Here is an 18,948-nt window from a genome sequence, read left to right on the forward strand (position 1 = left end):
CGTCGTACCGGCCGCGGCCGGAGGGAACGGACAGGTTGATGTGATCGGGGAGTGTCCACGAACGTCCGAATGTCTGGTTCAGACTCGTCTGACCGCTCCCCTCCGACGGCGAAGGAAGCCGGCGAATCCATCTACGAAGGCACGCTCGACGTGCTGATGACCGGCGTCGGTATCATCATCCCTTTCGTAGTCACGCTGTACATCCTGAATGTCGCCTTAGAGTTCATCAGGTCCGCTCTCCGCCCGGTGGTCGACCTCCTGCGGTGGTTGGGCGTCATCGAGTTAGTCGAGAGCGCGGGCTTCGTCCTGTTCCTCGTCGAGTTGAACGTCTACTCGACGGTGATAAACTTCTTCTCCGAACTGATCGCGGTTTTCGTGCTACTCGGCGTCGTCGTCGTCGTCGGGTCCGTCGGCCAGAACCGCCACGGCGAGCGGATCATCGACCTCGTGGACCTCGCGATAACGTCGATTCCGGGCGTCGGCACCGTCTACAAGAGCTTCCGCCGGATGGGCGACGTGATGCTCGACCAGGAGGCCGAGAACTTCCAGGAGATAAAACTCGTCGAACTGCTGGGCGACGACGTCTACGTCATCGGCTTCGAGACGAGTCGCTCCCCGGAGACGGTGTCCGCGGCGACGGGCCACGACGACATGGTGACGGTGTTCGTGCCCCTCGCCCCGAACCCCGTCACCGGCGGCTTTCTCACCCACGTCCCCAGAGAGAACGTCCACGACGTCGATATGACCATCGAGGAGGGCGTCCGGAGCATCCTCACGAGCGGCGTCGCGGCGGGCGAGAACGCCGACGAGACGACCGAACTCACGATGGGCGACTTAGATAAGATAACCGACATCGACCGGCTACAGAACGCCATCTCGCCGGACGAATCCGCCGACGACGACTCCTCGCGGTAGGCCGACTGACGTGGCGGCGACTCGGCGACGCTCCGCCTTCGGTCCGTCGTCCGCACCCGACGTTGGCTCGTATCGGACTTTCAGAGACTCCCTACCCAGCCGTTTTCAGCGTCGAACCCGGACGTGAACGCGATGACTGAAGCCCGCGCTCACGTCTTTATCTCCGGCGACGTTCAGGAGGTTCACTTCCGCGACAACGTCCACGAGACCGCCCGCGCACACGACGTCAAGGGGTGGGTTCGGAACCTCGACGACGGACGGGTCGAAGCCCTCTTCGAGGGGAGCGAGGAGGACGTCGAGACGATGATCGAGTGGTGCAAACGGGGACCCGTCAAGGCCGACGTGACCGACGTCGAAGTCGAAGAGGGCAAACCGCAGGGCGACCTCGAAGACTTCGAGAAGCACTGACCGGCGGTACGCGCTCCTTCTACCCGCAGAACGGCGATTTTCGGCCGGCATCTCCCCGGAGTCGGAACGGGTCCGGTCGGCGGTGACTTACAAGGGCTCGCAGCCCGATTCGCCTCTATGGACCTCCGCGAAACTATCGAGGACCGAGAACCGCTCGTTCGAGTACTCCTCGCCGCTGGCCTCGCGGCCGTGGCTATCAGTTCCCTCAGAAAGGGCCGACGGCTGAGCGGACTGCTGGCCGGCGGCGGCGCACTCGCACTCGGCTACACCATGACAGCCGAACCCGACGAGTTGGAGGAGTTGACGGAGACCGTCGGCGTCGATACGGACATCGACACGGAGGAGTTGGCGGAGACCGTCGGCCTCGGTACGGGCGACGGGGACTCGAAACTCCGCTGTGCGGTCTGCGGCGAACCCATCGCGGCGGGAGAACCGCGAGGCCCCAACGAGGACAACGAAATCGCTCACCGGTCCTGCAAGTAATCCCCCGGACGAACGCCCCTGCGAACTCGTTTCTCGGCGCGGTTCGACCCCGATTCGGACCCGCCCAAACGCCCTTCGGTGTCCTGCTCCACCGTCCGGTATGGACGAACTCCTCGTCGACCTCTTCGAGCGAGACGAGACGAAAGAGGGCGGCCGCGTCGGTCGCGCCGTTTCTCGTGGTGGAAGCTGATCGTCCCCTCGTTCACCTCTCGTAGCCGCGTCTCGCAAAAAGGCCTATCGATGGGGAGAGTGCCCGAAGCGTCGTATAATGGAGGTTTCGACGATTCGGTAGCAGAGGGATTCCCGGATTTGAACCTCGCTCGCTCCTTTCAGTCGCTCGCTGGTTCAGAATCCGGTCAGTCGCATATTCACGGCCGACGGCTCACTCGCTACGCTCGTTCGCGTTGTCGGCCGTAGAATGATGCCGCCTCCCGGATTTGAACCGGGGACAGCTCGATCTTCAGTCGAGTGCTCTCCCAGTCTGAGCTAAGGCGGCGCGCATTCTGTGGGATGCTGGTTATACAAAAAAGGATTTCGAAGTGATTCCGCCGCGCCTTACGTCACTTTTCGACGCTCGGAGAACGACTCGTTGCCCGAGTCCCACGTCACGTTCGTCTTGGCGGTCACGAACCCGCCGTTCTGTCTTACCTGTGCCGCCTCGAAGAGGCCGAGGTTCACGCGTTTCGTCACCCTCTTCGTCTCGCCCGGTTCGACCTTCCGGAACGTCTCGTTTCCGCGCCAGACGAGGTTGTCGCCGTTGCCGCCGGCGTACATCTTCGTCACGAAGGTGACGTTCCGCGCCGTCGTGTTTTTCGTGTTCGTCGCCGTGACGGTCACGTCGCGACATGTCAGGCCGCAGCGTTCGACGTTCCGAATCTGGAAGTCGAAGCGCAGGTTGCCGTTCCGACTCTTGCCTTTGTTGCCTTTGGCTTGGGCGGCCGCGGAACGGTCGGAAGCGCTCTGCTGGGCGGTCACGGCCTGCGAGGTGCCGGTCGTTCCGTTTCCGAACGGGGAGGCGGCGGCGTCGGCGGCGACGACTCCGCCCGCCCCCGAAACGAGGACGAGGAGGACTGTTCCGAAGGTGAGTACACGACTCATGTCCTCGTAACTCGGAGCGTCGCACCCCTGTGGCTGATGCCTTCGTGTGCGCGGTGCCCGCGGTTCGTTACTCCGCGAGAGACACTGTTGTTATCTTCGTAGTCACGGAATCGATAAACGTCGTCCAGCGGAACGGCGAACGATGGAAGTGAAGGTGTCCTGCGAGAACTGTTCCGACTGGATCGAGGGCGACTCCGAAGAGAGATTCCTAGAGTGCGACTGCGGTCGGCAGTACATGCTCTCCGTTCTGGCGGTCAACGCGCCGGAGACATCCGACACGTGATTCGCTCGGGTCGGCCGGCGCGACGGTGAACGACTCGCGAGGCCGTCGGCGACGGCAATCGTCCGACTGAGCGCACGGCGGCGTCGCTCGCGGGGGTTCGTACGCAGTCCGGGACCCGTCGGCGAACGGCGGTTCTCAGTCGTCCTCGGGTCGGCCGCCGGCCGGTCGAAGCGCGATGACGCCGTAACTGTGGAGCGTGACCTCGTACCCCTGATAGCCGAACGTCACCGTTCCGTCGCCGAGGTGGCGTCCGACGTTCGTCGGGGCGAACAGTCGGTCGAGGGCGTCGGGGTCGATGGCGGCGTGGAGGGGTTCGAGGTCGAGGGGCGAACAGCCTTCGAGTGCGGCCACGGCCCGAACGACGACTTCCTGCGGCGCGTCCGCGCTCAGGTCGTACTCCATCCGGTACGTCGCCGTCGCGTCGTGGTAGGTCAACCCGGTCGCGGAGTCGACTGAATCGACGGGAAGGGGAGTACTCGCTGGTTCCGAGGCGGAGTCGCCGTGCATCTCCTGCGAGGAGTCGCCGGGGCCGCGAGATGAGTCTCCTGGTGGATTCATCGGGAGGTGCGTTCGATACGCCGAGTGGAGGGCTTAGAGTTACCCCTTACTAAGTAGAACGATCAAGACGGGTCGGGAGTGCTGTCTACTGATTGACGAGCGTGTTTTCGATGAGACGTTTGTGCCCGCGCCGGAGTCTCGACGCGAGCGATTGGCGGGTGATGTCTAAGTCCTCCGCGATCTCCGCGAGCGTCGCCCGCCGCGGACTGTCGAAGTACCCCCTCTCGTGGGCGAGGAGCAGGGCGGTCCGCTGCGTCTCGGTCAGGTCGTACTCGGACCGGCTCTCGACCTCCGAGAGCGCGTGTAGCGCCGTCAGTTCGATGGGGATGCCGCGGTCCCGGCAGTACTGTTGGAACTCGCCGACTCCCGCCCGTTCGTCGCTCCGCACCTCGAACGACCACCTGTCGCCCGATCCGTGTCCCGAGATGAGATTCACGCCCGTGGCGGCCACCGCTCCGAGCACGCCGCGGTGTTCCTCGTTCCACTCGACGCGAAGGAGGAACTGGCCGTCCACCTCGTCTATCAACTCGACGGACCGGAGGTCCGGATGCGCCGCGCACGCGGCCTCGATTCTGTCCTCCTCTGCGTCGTCCGCTCCCCGAACCCAGAAGTACGGGATTATCGCGTCGCTCGTGGGGACGATTCGCTCCAGCTCTACCGTCACCCTCGGGAACTGCCCGAAGATACCGCCTAGCGGGAACGAGTCGCCGGGCACCGTGAACTCGGCTACCGTCGCCATAGGTGCGGTTGGCGGTCCAGAGGGATAATCTCTGGACCCCCTCCGACGGGAGTTCGTCGGCGGCCTCGTTCGCTCGTCGAACGTCCCGCGTCCGCACCGCCGCGGGGAGCCGCCGTAGGTGTGTTACGGCGTCGCCGCGTAGTCGGCCTATGGTCGACCCGACGGACGTAGCGCTCCGATTCGTACGCCTGTACGGACCGCTCGCGTTACTCCTCTTCACCTTCCTCGAGACGTCGATGCTCTTTCCGTTCCTCCCGAGCGAAGTCGTCGTCCCCGTCGCGGCCGCACTCATCATCACCGACGTCACGTCGTTCCTCGTGTTCGTCCTCGCCGCCGCCGTCGGCGGAACGGTCGGCGCGTACGTCCCGTACTACGTGTTTCGCAGCGACCGAGTCGGCGGGAGCGGCTGGATTCGGGACCGCGTGAACGTCTCCGAGGAGCGTATCGAACGCGGCAGAGAGTGGTTTCAACGGTGGGGGCGGTCGTCGGTCCTGTGGGGGCGGTTCCTCCCCGCGTTACGCTCCGTGGTTTCCATTCCGGCCGGTCTCGCGGGGATGGACTCTCGGCGGTTCGGCGCGTTCACGGCGGCCGGAACCGTCGGCTTCTACGCGGCCACCGGCGGTGTCGTCTACTACGGCCGCCAGCAGTCGCTCTTCTCGGCGGCGTTCGCCGTCGCGGCGGACAGACCCGCCCTCGTCGCGGGCGCGATACTCGCTCTGCTCGTCGTCGGCGTCGCCGTCAGAAGGCGGTCGAGTAGCGGGATACTGTAGGGGCGACCGTAACACGCCCTCCGCCGCGGCGGATTCCGGGACCCTATCGCTCCGTCCCGCTCTCTCGGACGTCGCCCGGGCGCTCCTTGGTCGGTTTCTCCAAGAGCATCGGACCGGTCGTCGCGGTTCGCCGGGTCACCGTCGCGGTCCGCAGGATGTAGCTGGCGAGTAGCGCTAGCGGAACGAACACGACCGTCGTGAGGAACGCCGTCACGTAGGGGAGGATCTGCACGTTTATCGCCGCCCCTCCGACGTCGCCGTACAGGAGCGCAATCAACGCCGCCGCCAGTATCGCGGGGACGCCACAGTAGATGGTCAACTGCGAGAACCGCGTCAGTTCGCGCTGCAGGTACACCGTCTTGAAGTGCTCCTGCATGGTGCTGAACAGCCGTAGCGTGTCGATGAGCTCTTCGAACGCCGCTGCCGTCTCGTCCGTCAGTTCCGGCGCGTCGTTCCGGAGGGAGCGAGCGGCGGATATCTGCCACCCGTCGTCGTACTCGACCGCCACCGAGAGCGCGTCGAACGTCTCCACGCTCGACCGGTCTAACTGCTCGTCTATCCACTCGGTGTCCCCTTCGAGCTGTTCGGTGTACTCGACGACCCGACGCTCGAACTCCTCGTCCGGGTGCCCCTCGATAACGTCGGCTAACTCGTTCGCCCGACGAATGATGGCGTCGGCGATCACCGCGACTATCCGCGCGGGCTCTATCGGGGCCGTCGAGACGCCGCTCCGTTCTTCGATGTCCCGCCGGAACTCCATCACGCCGGCGTACTGGTTTCGGTGCTTACCCGCGGGGGAGAACTCCTGAGAGAGGATCAACTGGTTGACGGAGACGACGAGCGTGACGAGGGAGAACGACCCCGCGATCATCCCGCTCGCCATCCGCGTGATCGAATTCTGGTTTCTGAACGCGATCACGTCGAAGGCGTGGAGGACGAGGAGGAACGCGAGGACCGCCACCGAGATGCCGAGCGTGAGGAGCAGCCGATCTCCGTCCACTTTCACCCACTCCACGAACCGGCCTATCGACCCTACCCGCTCTCCTCTCTCGACCTCGGAGGCGTCTCCACTATCGGTAGACCCGGCAGAACCCATAGGCCGTCTACGGCGCGACCGCCCAAAGTAAATGGGGGCCCGACGCTCCCGCGTCGGCGTCCGGTCGGGCGACCGGTCTCCCCGACGGCGTCGAAGGCGGGCGGTGCCCGCGACCATATTGAAATGTCTCCCGGGCGTCTGTTCGGGCGTGCTAGCTTCCAGTCGGGACCGCGGGACGGTGGTGAGAGGATGAACGCTCGCTCGGACCGCATCACGCGTCGCCGCCTCGTAGTCGCCTGTGGCGGCGGCGCGGCGGCGGCCCTGTCCGGGTGCGTGGGGGCGAGCGAGGAACCGACGTATCGGGAGGGACAGGTCAACCAGACGAACGGCAGTCAGCGTACGGCCGAACAGATGGTCGCCGCGGAGGCCCTCGCGACGACGGAGGCCAACCAAGCGGCCAACCCCCTCCGATCCCTCTCGCTCGAGACACACGAGTACGCGGTTCAGGACGGGTACAAGGGACCGACCGTGCGAGGCGTCGTCTCGAACACGGGCGGTTCCTCGATAGCGTACGCGGAGGTTCGCGTTCGAGTGTACGACGCCGACGGTGCTCACCTCGGTCAGTTCCTGTCTACCACGCGGGACCTCGCTCCCGAGTCGCGGTGGCGGTTCGAGGTGATCCTCCTGAGTTCGGCCTCGGACATCGCGGCGTACGATATCGCCACCGTCGGTATCTCCGCGTGACTCTCTGGTTACCTGTTCTCCCGCGACGGCCAGTACCACGCGTCGGCCTCGACCGCCCCGAGCAGTTTTCGCCGCGAATCGTCGGCGTCCTCGAGGGCCTCGGCGAACTCCGCGTCCGAAACCGTCGGGATGCCCGCCTGACGGAGGCGGTCGAGGTCGGGCGGAGGCGGGGCCTGTTCGGCGGGCTCTATGAACGCGTTGTCGAGCGTCTGGAGGTAGTCTTGGGTGCTCGACTGGGTGCTCTCGATGAGGGTGGCGTTCGGTCCGTACTCCTCCGGTACTCCCTTGTCGAAAATCGTCGTCGATTCGGCCAAGACCGCGACCGCCATCGCCGACGCCTCGTCTTCGCCCTCGCTGTGGTAGTAGTGAAGTATCGGATACGACTTGTGCTGCTCTGAGAGTTGGTTGAGGTTCGAGGAGATCGTATCCAACATGAGGTCGATGTTGTGGAAGTCCTCGCCGTTCCACGCCGAGCGGATGAACTCCTCGCTTTCGAGCCCTAATCCGGTCACGCTGTTCGCGAACGCGCGCTTCTCGGCGACCGCTCCGAGGACGGCGAGCACGTACGAGACGCCCAACGTCACGAACAGCATCCCGCTGGCCGTCGTGAAGGAGGACGCCATCTGCCAGACGCTCCCGTTGGGCGTGAAGTCGCCGTTCCCGTCGGTGAACATCGTGTAGGCCACGTAGTACAGCCTGCTGGTCCAATCGACGGGGCCGCCGTCGCGGGTGTCTATCAGCGCGTTCTCGCCGCCCGCGAAGACGAACGTCCATCCGAACCAGATGAGTCCGACCCACGTGGCGAGGGTGAGCGTCAAGATGAGGGGGCCGGCGAGACTCAGCAGTCGAGAGTGCCTTTCTCCGACACGCCTGAGGAGACGCCACACCCCATTCGACAGGCGAGACGAGAGGGGCCCCGCGCCGCCGTCGACCCACAGCGTCGTCCACAGGAGGTCTGCGATGACGAGGACCAACATCGCCGCACCGAGAAGGAGATAGAACGGATTCACGACGAGTCCAACAGGCGGACCCCTCCGTCGCCTCTCGTCTCGGAACTGCGGTGCTCCCGTTCGAGTCGGTGGTTCGACATAGACGCCGTTGCGGGCCAACTGGTAACTTTCTTAGGATTGGTCGAGACGCTTCGAATACGCTCTCGTCTGTATGTCTTCGCGAGTGACGGGTGCCGGGAGATGTCGAAGGCGCGCTAGGAATCCTCGACAACTCGATGCCGCGTCGTCGGATGTCTCGTCCGCGGCGGAGGAAACGCGACAGTCCGCGTCCGCGACGCGACCTTATTGCCTGAGATGGCTTATCATACTCTATGTCGAATGAACGAATCGGTATCCTCGGAAGCGGAGATGTGGGACAGGCCCTCGGCAGCGGGTTCGCCCGCCACGGATGGGACGTGAAACTCGGAACGCGGAGTCCGGAGACGCTCCGGCAGTGGGCCGACGAGACCGACAGCACCGTGTCCGTCGGGTCGTTCGCCGCCGCCGCGGCGCACTGCGACTTCGTCGTCCTCGCCGTCTTGGGCGAGGCGGCGGCGGATGTCCTCGACTTGGTCGGAGCCGAGACGTTCGCGGACAAACTCGTCCTCGATACCACCAACCCCCTCGACTTCTCCGGCGGGATGCCGCCGCACCTCCTGTTCGGCGGGACTGACTCCCTGGGCGAACGCGTTCAGGCGAGAATCCCCGACGCACGGGTTGTGAAGTGCTTCAACACCGTCTCGAACGCTCAGATGATCGACTCCGTGTTCCAGGAGGAGACGCCGCCGATGATGATCTGCGGCGACGACGCCGACGCGAAGGAGCGAACCGAGGCTATCCTCGTCGAACTGGGCTGGCCGGGTGCACTCGACGTCGGCGATATCACGTCGGCCCGGTATCTGGAGGCTCTCGTCCCCCTCTGGGTTCGGGTCGGCGCCGAGTTTGATACGTGGTCGCACGCGTTTGCGGTCGCCCGATAGTCCTGCAACGGCGTCTGTCTGGGTGTTTCGGGTGGATCTCGAACACGATGGCTCACCGTGGTCCATCCGCGCTCTCCCTTTCCCTCCCGGAGTGCCCTCGGTGGTGACACAAACTGGTTGCTGGATACGGAGGACGTATCGGCACGAGAAGCGTCGTCTGTTTTAGAACGAACATACGGAATTATAGGATATGTACTAAATATCGTCAACCTTAGGTCGGTTCAGAACCAATTATATTGGGTGAAAGCAATGAGCACCGACAAAGTTCGAAAATTGATATCCCGTACCATCGACGGAGCAGACGCGCTAGTCAACACCGAGTCGGGTGAGATATTCATCGACGTTCCCGCCGAGACTCCACAGTACATCCGCGTCGAAGAAGGCGACGTTATCCAAGAGGGGGATATCCGTTCGCGAACGGAGGAGGAACTCGACTCTCCGACCCTGAGAAAGTGGACGGTCGAAGAGATCGGGCGGAAGAGGGTCGTCGGGACGGATACGGAAACGGGCGAGCAGCGCGAATGGGAGCGTGAGTCGCTGGAAAAGAAACTCGCGATCGGTAGCCTCAGCACGAACCTCACCAGCTTCGACCGGACGAACGTCACCGGGGGGGCGAAGAAGTCGGATAACGAAGAACAGACGGGTGAGGAATCTATCGTCGTGGTCCTCTACGGAGACGACGGCCGGAAATTCACCCAAAAGTACCACGCTCTCGACGACGAGTCCGGCGGTGACGAACGGTACGCCGAACTGATGGAATCCGACGAGCGTATCGAGACGTTCGAACCTGGCCTCCGGGTACGGTTCGATCAAGCGGCCAGGCGTGCGCTGCAAACCGAGGGGTACGAAATCTGACCATCGCTCTCCTCTTTACGGTCGTCGCTGGCAAGAATTCCGTGAAGGAAATTCGATTGCGACTACAGATGAAACGGAGAAGCCTCACTTCGACCGATTCTAAATCTCCCGACGAAGTGAAGATGAATTGGCTCCACCGACTTTGAAAGACAGATACGTTTAAATACTATAATTTAGACGCATTTTAGTCTGAAACAGCTGGTCGATAAGAGCTGCTTATTCATCGGCTGATAGCTCGTCCTTTTTGGCGAGTAGAACTACCGCTATAAGCGCTCCGCATATCGTGTGAGACAGTCTTAGCGTGCTGGTACCGACTACATCCGAAAACTGGGTTAACACGATTACGAAGGCAGTTCCATAGAGAAAACACGGAACGATGAGATAAACTGTGAGCGCTCTGCTTCGTTCCATATCGACTGATTTCTGTGTCAACACATACATTTATCGAAAAAGCAGTCTTATCACCCAAGTTAACTATTCATGGGGGCATGCCTATTGACCGTGCCCGGCGACGAATCTCAACGCCGTCTGTCGATTATCAGCGTTAGCGTCAGAAGTGGGCTCGGGCGGATTCGAACCACCGATCTCGTCCTTGTAAGGGACGCGTCATAACCCCTAGACTACGAGCCCGCATCTCGATTCTACTTCCACGTCGGGATAACGGTTTCCAATTCGGTCGCCGGAATCCTTAGGCGCACTCCGTCCTATCTCCGTGTATGGTCTCGCGGCAGACGCTCGCTACCGCCGCACTCGCGGTGTTAGTCCTCGCCTCCGTGACGGGTGCCGTCTACGCGTTCAACCCCGCGGCGTTCCCGACGGGCGAGTACGAACGGACGACGGTCACCGTTCTTGACGAGGCGGACAACGAGACGCTGGCGACCGTCGACGTCCGCATCGCGGACACCCACCAGAAGCGCTACACCGGACTCAGCGAAACCGAATCGCTCGGCGAGGACGAGGGGATGCTGTTCGTCCACCAGAACGAGGGCGAACACGCGTACGTGATGCGCGAGATGTCCTTCCCCCTCGACATCGTCTTCGTTGACGCCAACGGCACCATCACGCAGATTCACCACGCCGAACTCCCGCCCGAGGGCACCTCCGGCGAGGAACTGACGAAATACAGGGGCACCGGGAAGTACGTCCTCGAAGTTCCCTACGGCTACACGAACCGGTCGTGCATCGACGAGGGCGACCGCATCCGAATCGGCGACTATTCGGAAGGCAAAACAACGACGTAAGGCGGCCCCGAAGCCGAGAGCATGGGTGAACACGTCGAGGCACTCGCCGAGTTAGAGGGGTGGCGCGCAGAGGAGTTCGCGGCGCGAGTCCACTACCGGGGCGCGGACGACCACTACAGCATCGAGTTCTACGAACCCTCCGAGTGCGTCCTCTACTGGAAGGTGAAAGACGACGGCGAGACGGCGGTTCCCGTCGGGCGGAACACCGTCCCCGACCCCCTCCGCGCGCGCATCCGCGAGGACCTCTCCGAGGCGGCCATCGACCCGGACGTGGAAGGCAGAGTGCTGTAGGCCGTCGCCGGTCCGCGTCGCTCTCGCCGCGCTGACTGTTTCGGTTCGTATCAAACGGTTTAGTGTGCTGGGCCCCCGAAGACGGGGTAATGGCTACCTCCCCGGACGACGACGACCCGTTCGAGGAACAACGGGAGCGAGCCGAGAATCCGATGCGGCGTCTGTTCGCCGAGTACGGGCGGCGGAACCTGCCGCAGTTCTCGGTCGGCGTCCTCGCAAGCGTGGGCGCGCGACTGCTCGACCTCCTGCCGCCGTTGCTCCTCGGCATCGCCGTCGACGCCATCTTCCTCGACGAACGCGCGTTCGACCTCCCCATCCTCCCGCAGGCGTGGCTTCCCGCGGCGCGGGACGCGCAACTGTGGTTCACCATCGGCCTCATCGCCGTCGCGTTCTTCGGCGGGGCGGCGTTCCACTGGACGCGTAACTGGGGGTGGAACTCCTTCGCGCAGAACATCCAACACGACGTTCGGACGGACACCTACGACAAGATGCAACGGCTGAACATGGAGTTCTTCGCCGACAAGCAGACGGGCGAGATGATGTCCATCCTCTCGAACGACGTGAACCGCCTCGAACGGTTCCTCAACGACGGGATGAACGCCGCGTTCCGCCTCGGCGTCATGGTCCTCGGCATCGCCGGCATCCTCTTTTGGCTGAACTGGCAACTCGCCCTCGTCGCCCTACTTCCGGTGCCCCTCATCGCCGTCTTCACCTACTTCTTCATCAAGACCATCCAGCCGAAGTACGCAGAAGTCCGCTCCTCCGTCGGGCGGGTCAACTCCCGGTTGGAGAACAACCTCGGCGGCATCTCCGTCATCAAGACGTCGAACACGGAGTCCTACGAGTCCGACCGGGTGGAGGGCGTGTCGATGGACTACTTCGACGCCAACTGGGACGCCATCGACACCCGCATCAAGTTCTTCCCCGGCCTGCGCATCCTCGCGGGCATCGGCTTCGTCCTGACGTTCACCGTCGGCGGCCTCTGGGTGCTGAACGGCGCGGGGCCGTGGTTCTTCACCGGGACGCTCGCGCCCGGGGAGTTCGTCACGTTCATCCTCTTCACCCAGCGGTTCATCTGGCCGATGGCGCAGTTCGGGCAGATCATCAACATGTACCAGCGCGCGTACGCCTCCAGTGCTCGGATGTTCGGCCTGATGGACGAACCCTCCCGCATCGAGGAGGATCCCGGCGCGGAGGAGTTGGTCGTCGGCGACGGCCGCGTCGAGTACGACGACGTGACGTTCGGCTACGACGAGGACGAGACCATCGTCGAGGACATCTCCTTCGAGGTTCCCGGCGGCGACACCCTCGCGCTCGTCGGCCCGACCGGTGCGGGGAAATCGACGGTCCTGAAGCTCCTCCTCCGGATGTACGACGTGGACGAGGGAGCCGTCCGCATCGACGGCACCGACGTACGCGACGTGACGATTCCGAGCCTCCGGCAGGCCATCGGCTACGTCGGACAGGACACGTTCATGTTCTACGGGACGGTCGAGGAGAACATCCGGTACGGGTCGTTCGACGCCGACCACGAGGACGTGGTCGAGGCCGCGAAGGCCGCGGAAGCCCACGACTTCATCCGGAACCTCCCGGAGGGCTACGACACCGAAATCGGCGAGCGCGGCGTGAAACTCTCCGGCGGCCAGCGCCAGCGTCTCTCCATCGCCCGCGCCGTCCTCAGGGACCCCGACATTCTCATCTTGGACGAGGCGACCTCCGACGTGGACACCGAGACGGAGATGCTCATCCAGCGCTCCTTGGACCGTCTGACGGAGGACCGAACGACGTTCAGCATCGCCCACCGCCTCTCGACCATCAAGGACGCCGACAAGATAGTCGTCCTCGAAGACGGGCGAATCGTCGAACGCGGCACGCACGAGGAACTCATCGGCGAGGACGGCCTCTACGCCCACCTGTGGGGCGTCCAAGCGGGCGAGATAGACGAACTCCCCGACGAGTTCGTCGAACGGGCGAGTCGCCGCGCCTCGCGGACGAGCGTCGAGAACGACGACGACGACTGAGGTATCGTCCCGTCCGCATCCGGCGGTTACAAGCCGTCCGAGCGCACACCGCCGTGTATGCGACTCTCGGAGGCGACGTGGACCGACGTGTCGGACCTCGCCGCGGAGACGGACATCGCGCTGGTACCCGTCGGCAGCACCGAACAGCACGGCCCGCACGCCCCCCTCGGAACGGACGCGTTCACCGCCGAGGCGGTGGCCGAGGCCGGCGTCGAGGCGTACGACGGCGACGCCGCCGTCGCTCCGACCCTCCCCGTCGGCGTCGCCGCCGAACACCGCCAGTTCCCCGGCACGGTGTGGTTCTCGCCGGAGACGTTCCGCTCGGCCGTCCGCGAGACGGTGGCGAGTCTCGCCGAACACGGGTTCGGCCGCGTCGTCGTCGTCAACGGTCACGGCGGCAACGTGGACGCCCTGCGCGAGGTGACGGGGACGATAACCCGCGAGGGCGACGCCTACGCGGTGGCGTTCACGTGGTTCGACGCCGTCGGCGAACACGCCGCGAAGATGGGCCACGGCGGACCCCTAGAGACCGCCCTCCTCAGACACCTCCGGCCGGAACTCGTCCGCGAGGAGAGAGTGGAGGACGCCGCGGCGGGCGGGAGCGACCGCTGGGGCGAGTGGGTATCTGGCGTGAATCTCGCGCACGACTCCGCGGAGTTCACCGAGAACGGCGTGGTCGGCGACCCGACGCAGGGGGACGCGTCGCTGGGAGAAGCGCTCCTCGACCTGTCGGCCGAGTCGTTGGCCGAACTCCTCGACGCCGTCGCCGAACGCGACGTCGAACGGCCGCGTCGGCGGGGCTGAGTTACTCTTCGTCTTCCTCGTCCTCGTCCTCGTCTGCGTCGGCGTCCGCTTCCTCTTCCTCCGCATCTTCATCTTCGTCGGCGTCCGCTTCGTCGGCGTCCGCTCCGTCGGTATCCGCTTCATCGGTATCCGCTTCGTCCGCGTCCCTTTCCTCGGCCGCGTCGGCGGCGTCCTGCAGTTGACTCCGCAACTGGGGCATGGTGCTGGTCAGTTCGCCGACGAGTTCCTCGGCGTCGGTCACCGTCTCCAGCAGTTCTTGGACGGACGCTATCTCCGATTCGAGGGAGTCCGGGTCGTCGAACGCGTCGGCGCGTTGGCCGACGATGAACGTCTTCTTCGCCTGCCGGAGGTTCTCCTCGGCCTCCTCGACGTCCAGCGCGGACTTCAGACCGTTGAGGACGCCGAGGACGTTCTGCGCCTCGGTGTCCCAGATGGCGTCGGCGTCGGGTAGGGAGTCCCGCACGGCGTCGAGGTGCTCTTCGACCTCAGAGCGCATCTCTTCGGCGGCCTCTCCGAACAGGTCGTCGTCCCCGAGTGTGCTTTGACTACTCATACCCGTCACTTCGACGCGCGGTAGTTTAAATACATGCCCGAAAGTGAAAGTGAAATCTCGGCCGGGAGGGGTTCTGACGCCCGTTCAGTCCTCGACGGAGACGAGACGCATGGTGGGGTAGTCGTCCTCCATCTCCATCCGCGTGCGGACGCGCGTCCCCCCGTACTCGACGGTCATCTCGACTTCCATGAACCGTCCCGTCAACTCCGCGTAGTCCGCCGTCGAGTCGGCGAGTTCGGAGGCTAAGTCGTCCACGAGGATGTCCACCTCGACCGATTCGCAGTGGGGTTGGTTCTCTATCGCGTCCTCCATCGCGCTCTCGAGGGAGTCCGCGCTGGAGGGACTGATCGGCGTCCCGGCGAACTGGTGGTACAGCGACCCGAACTTGATTCCCGCCTCGAAGCAGGCCGTCTCTGCTGTACTCGGCATGGGGTCTCTCTCGTCCGCCCGAAGATAGGCGTATCGCCTCGGCTCCTCGCAGACGCGAATCGGGCCTTTCTTAGCCATCCTTCGCCCAGTAACGACCGAATGGACGACCCGGTTCTCTTGACAGGGGCGGGTGGGCGCGTCGGTCAGGCTATTCTCCGCCACATCGGGACCGACTACGACTGGCGATTGCTCGACCGCGAACCGCTGTCTGACGACAAGATTCCAGAGGGGGTCGCCGACGAGGCGGTGTACGCCGCGGACATCACCGACAGAGAGGCCGTCGAAGAAGCCGTCTCCGGCGTCCGGGCGGTCATCCACCTCGCGGGCGACCCGCGACCCGAAGCGCCGTGGAACAGCGTCCTGCAGAACAACATCGACGGGACGCACACCGTCCTCGAAGCCGCCGCCGAGGCGGGCGTCGAGAAGTTCGCCTTCGCCTCGTCGAACCACGCCGTCGGCAACTACGAGACGGCGGACCGCACGCCCGACCTGTACCGCTCGCACGACGACTTCCGACTCGACGGGACGGAACTCCCCCGCCCGAGCAACCTCTACGGCGTCAGCAAGGCGACGGGCGAGATTCTCACCCGCTACTACCACGACGAGTACGGCATCTCCGTCGTCAACGTGCGCATCGGCAACCTGACGGAGGGCCACCCGCCCGTCGACTACGAACGCGGACAGGCGATGTGGCTCTCGTACCGGGACTGCGCGCACCTCTTCGCGCGGTGCATCGAGGCCGACTACGAGTTCGAGACCGTCTACGGCATCAGCAACAACGACCGGAAGTACTACTCCATCGACCGCGCGAAGGAGGTTCTCGGCTTCGACCCGATAGACAACTCCGCGGAATTCGAAGACGAAGGCGGCGACGAGGAGTGACTCACTCGAACAGTCCGGACACGTCGCGTTCTCTCGCGCGTTCTCGCTCGACGTGCGCGAACAGCCTCTCGTAGAGTATATCGCGGTTCTCCCTGTCGCCGACGAAGTCGAACAGGAACGCGACGTACCGCGTCCCCGACCGCCCGCCGCCTACGCCCGGGTCGTCCTCCTCCACTTCCTCCGTCGCGTACTCCACCGCGCGTTCGATGACCGCCTCGTCGTAGGCGTCGTAGTCCTCCGCGACGACTCTGGCGGCGTCGACGACCCCCTCGAACGGCAGGTCGTCGGCCCGGACGACTCGCCCGTCGATGCGCAACGGAAGCGGGCGCGCGCGTTCGGCGAACTCCGGGTCCGCGGCGAGGCGACCCAGATACCGCCGCACCGCGCCGACGTTCACGCCCCGGTAGTTCTCGTCCGCATCGTCCACGTCCCCGAGGTACTCGCGCGCGCTCGTCGCTAACCCGGTCGCACCGCTCCAGTTTCGGTTCCGCGCGTGGTGGACGGCCGCCGTGTACTGGATGAGGCCGTGGAGCAGTCGCTCGTCCGGCGTCCCGTCCGCCAGTTCGAGCCACCGCGACTCCCACGCGTCGTGGGCGGCGTGGTGGTCGCCCGCGTTGAACACCGCCGCCCCGACGCGGAGTATTCGTTCCATACTCCGGACACGTCGTCCGCGTCCTAAATAGCCGACGCTCGCCCGTTCGGGCCTCAGCGGCGCGGTGATACGCTTATACGTATTCGTACCGTAGGCCCCGTGATAGCACATGAAACGAGTCGGCAATCCGACCATTCTGGAGGTGACGGAATGAAGCGAACGCACGAACCAGTCTGTGTCGCCTGCGGTTCCGAGTATTCGTTCACCAGCACGTACAAGGGCAACTACTGCCCGGACTGTCACGAGAAGTGGGTCGGTTCGCCGAAGGACGACTCCTCTCGCGACCCGTCGCCGCGGCCGATTCGAAAGCGTCGCACGCCGTCGGTTCGCCCCATTGACGAGAGCGACGACGAGCACGACGTTCCGTCGAGGTACGACGAGGAGTAGTCCGCGTCGGGTACGAACGCTCTGTTCGGACGGCCGAACGTGGCCTCCAGACTGCAGAATCTTTCCCTTCTCTCTGTCGCTCGTCGCGTAGCGCCTCGCAGAAACGTCCTGACGGAGGCCCCGTGAACAGCGTGAACGGGGCCACGTGAGGCCACAAGTGATCTCACGGAGTCCTACGCGAGCGAACGCGAGCGTAGGGCAAGTCGGTCGTGAACGAAGTGAACGTCCTGACGGAGTTTCACGCGAACGGATGTGAGCGTGAAGCACGTGAGGGTGCGAACGAAGTGAGTACCCTCTCGGAGATTTGAACTCAGTCGCTCCCTTCGGTCGCTCCCTGTTCAAATCTCCGTGGTGACCGCATAACCTCGAATGGACGCGAGAGCCATAGAGGGCTCTCGCGGTGTAGTTCTCGGAAAGTAGCGTCCTGACGGAGTCCTACGCGAGCGAACGCAAGCGTAGGGCAAGTCAGGTCGTGAACGAAGTGAACGTCCTGACGGAGATTTGAACTCCGGTCCCTGGCTCCGCAAGCCAAGAGGATAGTCCACTACCCTATCAGGACTCATCCTTCGCTACACCTCGTTTGCTTAAGACGGTTACGATGTGTGCGAGTGACGTTCGGACGGCACCACCTAACTACTCGGCCGACGCCGGCGCGTACTCGGCAAACAGGTAGACGACGCTCAGCGCGATTCCGACGAGGAACACACCGCCGGCCACCGCCACAAAGTTCTCCGAGAGGACACCGAGTGCGACGAACAGAACCGGCAGGATGCCGAACACGAGTTTCCACCGGACGAGAACCCGACTCAATCTGTCCATACGCCTCTGTTACCTGTCACTCTCAAAAATGGCGCTCTCTGGTCGCTCCCTGTTCAAATCTCCGTGTCTGAGTCAACATCCTCGGCAGAGGCGAGAGCCACGGAAGGCTCTCGCCGTCTTGCCTCGGTAGAACGACGTCCTGACGGAGTCCTACGCGAGCGAACGCGAGCGTAGGGCAAGTCAGGTCGCGAATGAAATGAGCGTCCTGACGGAGATTTGAACTCCGGTCCCTGGCTCCGCAAGCCAAGAGGATAGTCCACTACCCTATCAGGACTCACTCGTTGATTGGCGGCACCCTTTGAAATGGCTTGCGATGCGGGTACTCCCTCGCGGTGTGCCACCCCGCCGCGCGGAAAGCACCAACGACCGTTTGTGCTTACGATACGGCTATTTCCCGAGGGCGAGACTGTCAGGTATGAACCGCCGAACGGTCCTCGCCGGAACTGCAATGCTCCTCCCACTCGCCCTCGCCGGTTGCCTCGGAGGCTCCTCCGGCTCCGACGGAGAGACCACCGACACGGAACAGACCGAAACAGAACAGACCGAAACGGGAACCGAGACGGACGCGACCGGAACCGACGAGTTACCGACGACGGGGTCGGGCGGCGGCGCGTCGGGGACGCACCCCCGCTTCACCGAGTCGTCGCTCACCCCCCTCGACGAGTGCCCGTCGCCGGGCGAAGCCAGCGTCGCCTTCGACGACGAGGGCGTGACCGTCACCGGGTGTATCGTCGGCAAGAACGGCTGTACGGTCCCCTCGCTGGAACACCTCTCCTACGACGGCCAGGAAGGGCTGGTGACGCTCGTCGTCGCCGCCGTGGAGGAACGCGACGACGACGAGATGTGCACCGAGGCGCTGGAGAACCTCGGTTACGAGGCGCGCGTCGCACTCGACGGCACCGTCCCCTCCGCCGTCGTCGTCGTCCACGACGACGTGAACGGGAAGCGCGAGGTGGCCCGCGAGGAGCGCTGAGCGACCGCTTTCGAGCGCAGTCGCCGCCGAGACGAGAC

At 64.2% G+C, this 18,948-nt stretch carries 24 protein-coding genes and 4 tRNA genes; 15 read left to right on the plus strand and 13 right to left on the minus strand.

Annotation, left to right across the window (positions count from 1 at the left end; all coding sequences use genetic code 11):
* Window positions 1-69 precede the first annotated feature (69 nt).
* From ACZ522_RS13635 to ACZ522_RS13645, 3 genes are all read left to right on the plus strand, one after another.
* A complete protein-coding gene (locus ACZ522_RS13635) occupies window positions 70-915 on the plus strand; it encodes a DUF502 domain-containing protein (RefSeq protein ID WP_379698557.1) in 846 nt (281 codons plus the stop codon).
* Window positions 916-1,047: 132 nt separating this feature from the next.
* On the plus strand, window positions 1,048-1,323 hold the full coding sequence (locus ACZ522_RS13640) for an acylphosphatase (RefSeq protein ID WP_379698554.1): 276 nt from the start codon (window positions 1,048-1,050) through the stop codon (window positions 1,321-1,323).
* 117 nt (window positions 1,324-1,440) lie between these two features.
* Window positions 1,441-1,806, plus strand: coding sequence for a DUF2892 domain-containing protein (locus ACZ522_RS13645; protein ID WP_379698552.1), 366 nt, complete (start codon window positions 1,441-1,443; stop codon window positions 1,804-1,806).
* 422 nt (window positions 1,807-2,228) lie between these two features.
* Here ACZ522_RS13645 and ACZ522_RS13650 read toward each other — a convergent pair.
* A tRNA-Phe gene (locus tag ACZ522_RS13650) sits at window positions 2,229-2,302 on the minus strand.
* Between the two features lie 59 nt (window positions 2,303-2,361).
* A complete protein-coding gene (locus ACZ522_RS13655; RefSeq protein WP_379698549.1) occupies window positions 2,362-2,904 on the minus strand; it encodes a hypothetical protein in 543 nt (180 codons plus the stop codon).
* Between the two features lie 142 nt (window positions 2,905-3,046).
* Between ACZ522_RS13655 and ACZ522_RS13660 the strand changes: the two genes are divergently transcribed.
* Window positions 3,047-3,187 (plus strand): hypothetical protein, encoded by a 141-nt coding sequence (locus ACZ522_RS13660; RefSeq protein WP_379698546.1) that lies wholly within the window; start codon window positions 3,047-3,049, stop codon window positions 3,185-3,187.
* 135 nt (window positions 3,188-3,322) lie between these two features.
* Here the strand turns inward: ACZ522_RS13660 and ACZ522_RS13665 are convergent, their stop codons facing one another.
* Window positions 3,323-3,745 (minus strand): HalOD1 output domain-containing protein, encoded by a 423-nt coding sequence (locus ACZ522_RS13665; protein WP_379698543.1) that lies wholly within the window; start codon window positions 3,743-3,745, stop codon window positions 3,323-3,325.
* An 85-nt stretch (window positions 3,746-3,830) separates the two neighbouring features.
* On the minus strand, window positions 3,831-4,484 hold the full coding sequence (locus ACZ522_RS13670) for a helix-turn-helix domain-containing protein (protein WP_379698540.1): 654 nt from the start codon (window positions 4,482-4,484) through the stop codon (window positions 3,831-3,833).
* A 149-nt stretch (window positions 4,485-4,633) separates the two neighbouring features.
* Here ACZ522_RS13670 and ACZ522_RS13675 point away from each other — a divergent pair, with 149 nt between their 5' ends.
* On the plus strand, window positions 4,634-5,254 hold the full coding sequence (locus ACZ522_RS13675; protein WP_379698537.1) for a DedA family protein: 621 nt from the start codon (window positions 4,634-4,636) through the stop codon (window positions 5,252-5,254).
* A 43-nt stretch (window positions 5,255-5,297) separates the two neighbouring features.
* On the opposite strand, the gene ACZ522_RS13680 is transcribed toward ACZ522_RS13675, so the two are convergent.
* Window positions 5,298-6,254 (minus strand): DUF7972 family membrane protein, encoded by a 957-nt coding sequence (locus tag ACZ522_RS13680; protein WP_379698535.1) that lies wholly within the window; start codon window positions 6,252-6,254, stop codon window positions 5,298-5,300.
* Between the two features lie 285 nt (window positions 6,255-6,539).
* On the opposite strand from ACZ522_RS13680, the gene ACZ522_RS13685 reads away from it, so the two are divergent.
* A complete protein-coding gene (locus tag ACZ522_RS13685) occupies window positions 6,540-7,034 on the plus strand; it encodes an FxLYD domain-containing protein (protein ID WP_379698532.1) in 495 nt (164 codons plus the stop codon).
* Between the two features lie 8 nt (window positions 7,035-7,042).
* On the opposite strand, the gene ACZ522_RS13690 is transcribed toward ACZ522_RS13685, so the two are convergent.
* Window positions 7,043-8,044 (minus strand): ion channel, encoded by a 1,002-nt coding sequence (locus tag ACZ522_RS13690; RefSeq protein ID WP_379698529.1) that lies wholly within the window; start codon window positions 8,042-8,044, stop codon window positions 7,043-7,045.
* Between the two features lie 311 nt (window positions 8,045-8,355).
* Here ACZ522_RS13690 and ACZ522_RS13695 point away from each other — a divergent pair, with 311 nt between their 5' ends.
* Both ACZ522_RS13695 and ACZ522_RS13700 read left to right on the plus strand, forming a co-directional pair.
* Window positions 8,356-9,003, plus strand: coding sequence for an NADPH-dependent F420 reductase (locus ACZ522_RS13695; protein WP_379698526.1), 648 nt, complete (start codon window positions 8,356-8,358; stop codon window positions 9,001-9,003).
* Between the two features lie 249 nt (window positions 9,004-9,252).
* Window positions 9,253-9,858: a hypothetical protein gene (locus ACZ522_RS13700; RefSeq protein WP_379698523.1), complete on the plus strand. Its 606-nt coding sequence runs from the start codon at window positions 9,253-9,255 to the stop codon at window positions 9,856-9,858.
* A 557-nt stretch (window positions 9,859-10,415) separates the two neighbouring features.
* On the opposite strand, the gene ACZ522_RS13705 is transcribed toward ACZ522_RS13700, so the two are convergent.
* Window positions 10,416-10,488 (minus strand) — tRNA-Val (locus ACZ522_RS13705).
* Window positions 10,489-10,574: 86 nt separating this feature from the next.
* Here ACZ522_RS13705 and ACZ522_RS13710 point away from each other — a divergent pair.
* The 4 genes from ACZ522_RS13710 (at window position 10,575) to ACZ522_RS13725 (ending at window position 14,215) form a co-directional block, all read left to right on the plus strand.
* A complete protein-coding gene (locus tag ACZ522_RS13710) occupies window positions 10,575-11,099 on the plus strand; it encodes a DUF192 domain-containing protein (RefSeq protein ID WP_379698520.1) in 525 nt (174 codons plus the stop codon).
* 21 nt (window positions 11,100-11,120) lie between these two features.
* Window positions 11,121-11,390 carry a DUF7538 family protein gene (locus ACZ522_RS13715; RefSeq protein WP_379698517.1) on the plus strand — a complete coding sequence of 90 codons (270 nt, stop codon included), beginning with the start codon at window positions 11,121-11,123 and terminating at the stop codon, window positions 11,388-11,390.
* A gap of 89 nt (window positions 11,391-11,479) precedes the next feature.
* On the plus strand, window positions 11,480-13,411 hold the full coding sequence (locus ACZ522_RS13720; protein ID WP_379698514.1) for an ABC transporter ATP-binding protein: 1,932 nt from the start codon (window positions 11,480-11,482) through the stop codon (window positions 13,409-13,411).
* 57 nt (window positions 13,412-13,468) lie between these two features.
* The gene (locus tag ACZ522_RS13725; protein ID WP_379698511.1) at window positions 13,469-14,215 is read left to right on the plus strand and encodes a creatininase family protein; all 747 of its coding nucleotides are present in this window, start codon (window positions 13,469-13,471) and stop codon (window positions 14,213-14,215) included.
* Window position 14,216: 1 nt separating this feature from the next.
* Here ACZ522_RS13725 and ACZ522_RS13730 read toward each other — a convergent pair whose 3' ends face one another.
* Together ACZ522_RS13730 and ACZ522_RS13735 are read right to left on the minus strand one after the other, a co-directional pair.
* On the minus strand, window positions 14,217-14,768 hold the full coding sequence (locus tag ACZ522_RS13730) for a DUF5790 family protein (protein WP_379698508.1): 552 nt from the start codon (window positions 14,766-14,768) through the stop codon (window positions 14,217-14,219).
* An 84-nt stretch (window positions 14,769-14,852) separates the two neighbouring features.
* A complete protein-coding gene (locus ACZ522_RS13735) occupies window positions 14,853-15,197 on the minus strand; it encodes a dihydroneopterin aldolase family protein (RefSeq protein ID WP_379698506.1) in 345 nt (114 codons plus the stop codon).
* Window positions 15,198-15,296: 99 nt separating this feature from the next.
* On the opposite strand from ACZ522_RS13735, the gene azf reads away from it, so the two are divergent.
* Entirely contained in the window at window positions 15,297-16,079 is a 783-nt protein-coding gene (azf, locus tag ACZ522_RS13740) for an NAD-dependent glucose-6-phosphate dehydrogenase Azf (protein ID WP_379698504.1), read from the plus strand.
* A 1-nt stretch (window position 16,080) separates the two neighbouring features.
* On the opposite strand, the gene ACZ522_RS13745 is transcribed toward azf, so the two are convergent.
* A complete protein-coding gene (locus tag ACZ522_RS13745; RefSeq protein ID WP_379698502.1) occupies window positions 16,081-16,731 on the minus strand; it encodes a DUF309 domain-containing protein in 651 nt (216 codons plus the stop codon).
* 150 nt (window positions 16,732-16,881) lie between these two features.
* On the opposite strand from ACZ522_RS13745, the gene ACZ522_RS13750 reads away from it, so the two are divergent.
* Window positions 16,882-17,118: a DUF7564 family protein gene (locus tag ACZ522_RS13750; RefSeq protein WP_379698499.1), complete on the plus strand. Its 237-nt coding sequence runs from the start codon at window positions 16,882-16,884 to the stop codon at window positions 17,116-17,118.
* 486 nt (window positions 17,119-17,604) lie between these two features.
* Here the strand turns inward: ACZ522_RS13750 and ACZ522_RS13755 are convergent.
* The 3 genes from ACZ522_RS13755 to ACZ522_RS13765 all read right to left on the minus strand — a co-directional run bounded on the left by ACZ522_RS13755 (window position 17,605) and on the right by ACZ522_RS13765 (window position 18,211).
* Window positions 17,605-17,677, minus strand: a tRNA-Arg gene (locus ACZ522_RS13755).
* A 74-nt stretch (window positions 17,678-17,751) separates the two neighbouring features.
* Window positions 17,752-17,937 carry a hypothetical protein gene (locus ACZ522_RS13760; RefSeq protein WP_379698497.1) on the minus strand — a complete coding sequence of 62 codons (186 nt, stop codon included), beginning with the start codon at window positions 17,935-17,937 and terminating at the stop codon, window positions 17,752-17,754.
* Window positions 17,938-18,138: 201 nt separating this feature from the next.
* A tRNA-Arg gene (locus tag ACZ522_RS13765) sits at window positions 18,139-18,211 on the minus strand.
* Window positions 18,212-18,352: 141 nt separating this feature from the next.
* Here ACZ522_RS13765 and ACZ522_RS13770 point away from each other — a divergent pair.
* Entirely contained in the window at window positions 18,353-18,910 is a 558-nt protein-coding gene (locus ACZ522_RS13770) for a hypothetical protein (protein ID WP_379698495.1), read from the plus strand.
* The last annotated feature ends 38 nt before the right edge of the window (window positions 18,911-18,948 follow it).

It is taken from the genome of Halopelagius fulvigenes (genome assembly GCF_055398025.1).

Coding starts and splice junctions, on each gene's coding strand:
- ACZ522_RS13675 (WP_379698537.1), top strand. CDS start 4,634: ATGGTCGACCCGACGGACGTAGCGCTCCGATTCGTACGCCTGTACGGA.
- ACZ522_RS13745 (WP_379698502.1), bottom strand. CDS start 16,731: ATGGAACGAATACTCCGCGTCGGGGCGGCGGTGTTCAACGCGGGCGAC.
- ACZ522_RS13730 (WP_379698508.1), bottom strand. CDS start 14,768: ATGAGTAGTCAAAGCACACTCGGGGACGACGACCTGTTCGGAGAGGCC.
- ACZ522_RS13670 (WP_379698540.1), bottom strand. CDS start 4,484: ATGGCGACGGTAGCCGAGTTCACGGTGCCCGGCGACTCGTTCCCGCTA.
- ACZ522_RS13685 (WP_379698532.1), top strand. CDS start 6,540: ATGAACGCTCGCTCGGACCGCATCACGCGTCGCCGCCTCGTAGTCGCC.
- ACZ522_RS13645 (WP_379698552.1), top strand. CDS start 1,441: ATGGACCTCCGCGAAACTATCGAGGACCGAGAACCGCTCGTTCGAGTA.
- azf (WP_379698504.1), top strand. CDS start 15,297: ATGGACGACCCGGTTCTCTTGACAGGGGCGGGTGGGCGCGTCGGTCAG.
- ACZ522_RS13695 (WP_379698526.1), top strand. CDS start 8,356: ATGTCGAATGAACGAATCGGTATCCTCGGAAGCGGAGATGTGGGACAG.
- ACZ522_RS13640 (WP_379698554.1), top strand. CDS start 1,048: ATGACTGAAGCCCGCGCTCACGTCTTTATCTCCGGCGACGTTCAGGAG.
- ACZ522_RS13720 (WP_379698514.1), top strand. CDS start 11,480: ATGGCTACCTCCCCGGACGACGACGACCCGTTCGAGGAACAACGGGAG.
- ACZ522_RS13710 (WP_379698520.1), top strand. CDS start 10,575: ATGGTCTCGCGGCAGACGCTCGCTACCGCCGCACTCGCGGTGTTAGTC.
- ACZ522_RS13655 (WP_379698549.1), bottom strand. CDS start 2,904: ATGAGTCGTGTACTCACCTTCGGAACAGTCCTCCTCGTCCTCGTTTCG.
- ACZ522_RS13700 (WP_379698523.1), top strand. CDS start 9,253: ATGAGCACCGACAAAGTTCGAAAATTGATATCCCGTACCATCGACGGA.
- ACZ522_RS13770 (WP_379698495.1), top strand. CDS start 18,353: ATGAACCGCCGAACGGTCCTCGCCGGAACTGCAATGCTCCTCCCACTC.
- ACZ522_RS13665 (WP_379698543.1), bottom strand. CDS start 3,745: ATGAATCCACCAGGAGACTCATCTCGCGGCCCCGGCGACTCCTCGCAG.
- ACZ522_RS13715 (WP_379698517.1), top strand. CDS start 11,121: ATGGGTGAACACGTCGAGGCACTCGCCGAGTTAGAGGGGTGGCGCGCA.
- ACZ522_RS13750 (WP_379698499.1), top strand. CDS start 16,882: ATGAAGCGAACGCACGAACCAGTCTGTGTCGCCTGCGGTTCCGAGTAT.
- ACZ522_RS13660 (WP_379698546.1), top strand. CDS start 3,047: ATGGAAGTGAAGGTGTCCTGCGAGAACTGTTCCGACTGGATCGAGGGC.
- ACZ522_RS13735 (WP_379698506.1), bottom strand. CDS start 15,197: ATGCCGAGTACAGCAGAGACGGCCTGCTTCGAGGCGGGAATCAAGTTC.
- ACZ522_RS13635 (WP_379698557.1), top strand. CDS start 70: ATGTCTGGTTCAGACTCGTCTGACCGCTCCCCTCCGACGGCGAAGGAA.
- ACZ522_RS13760 (WP_379698497.1), bottom strand. CDS start 17,937: ATGGACAGATTGAGTCGGGTTCTCGTCCGGTGGAAACTCGTGTTCGGC.
- ACZ522_RS13725 (WP_379698511.1), top strand. CDS start 13,469: ATGCGACTCTCGGAGGCGACGTGGACCGACGTGTCGGACCTCGCCGCG.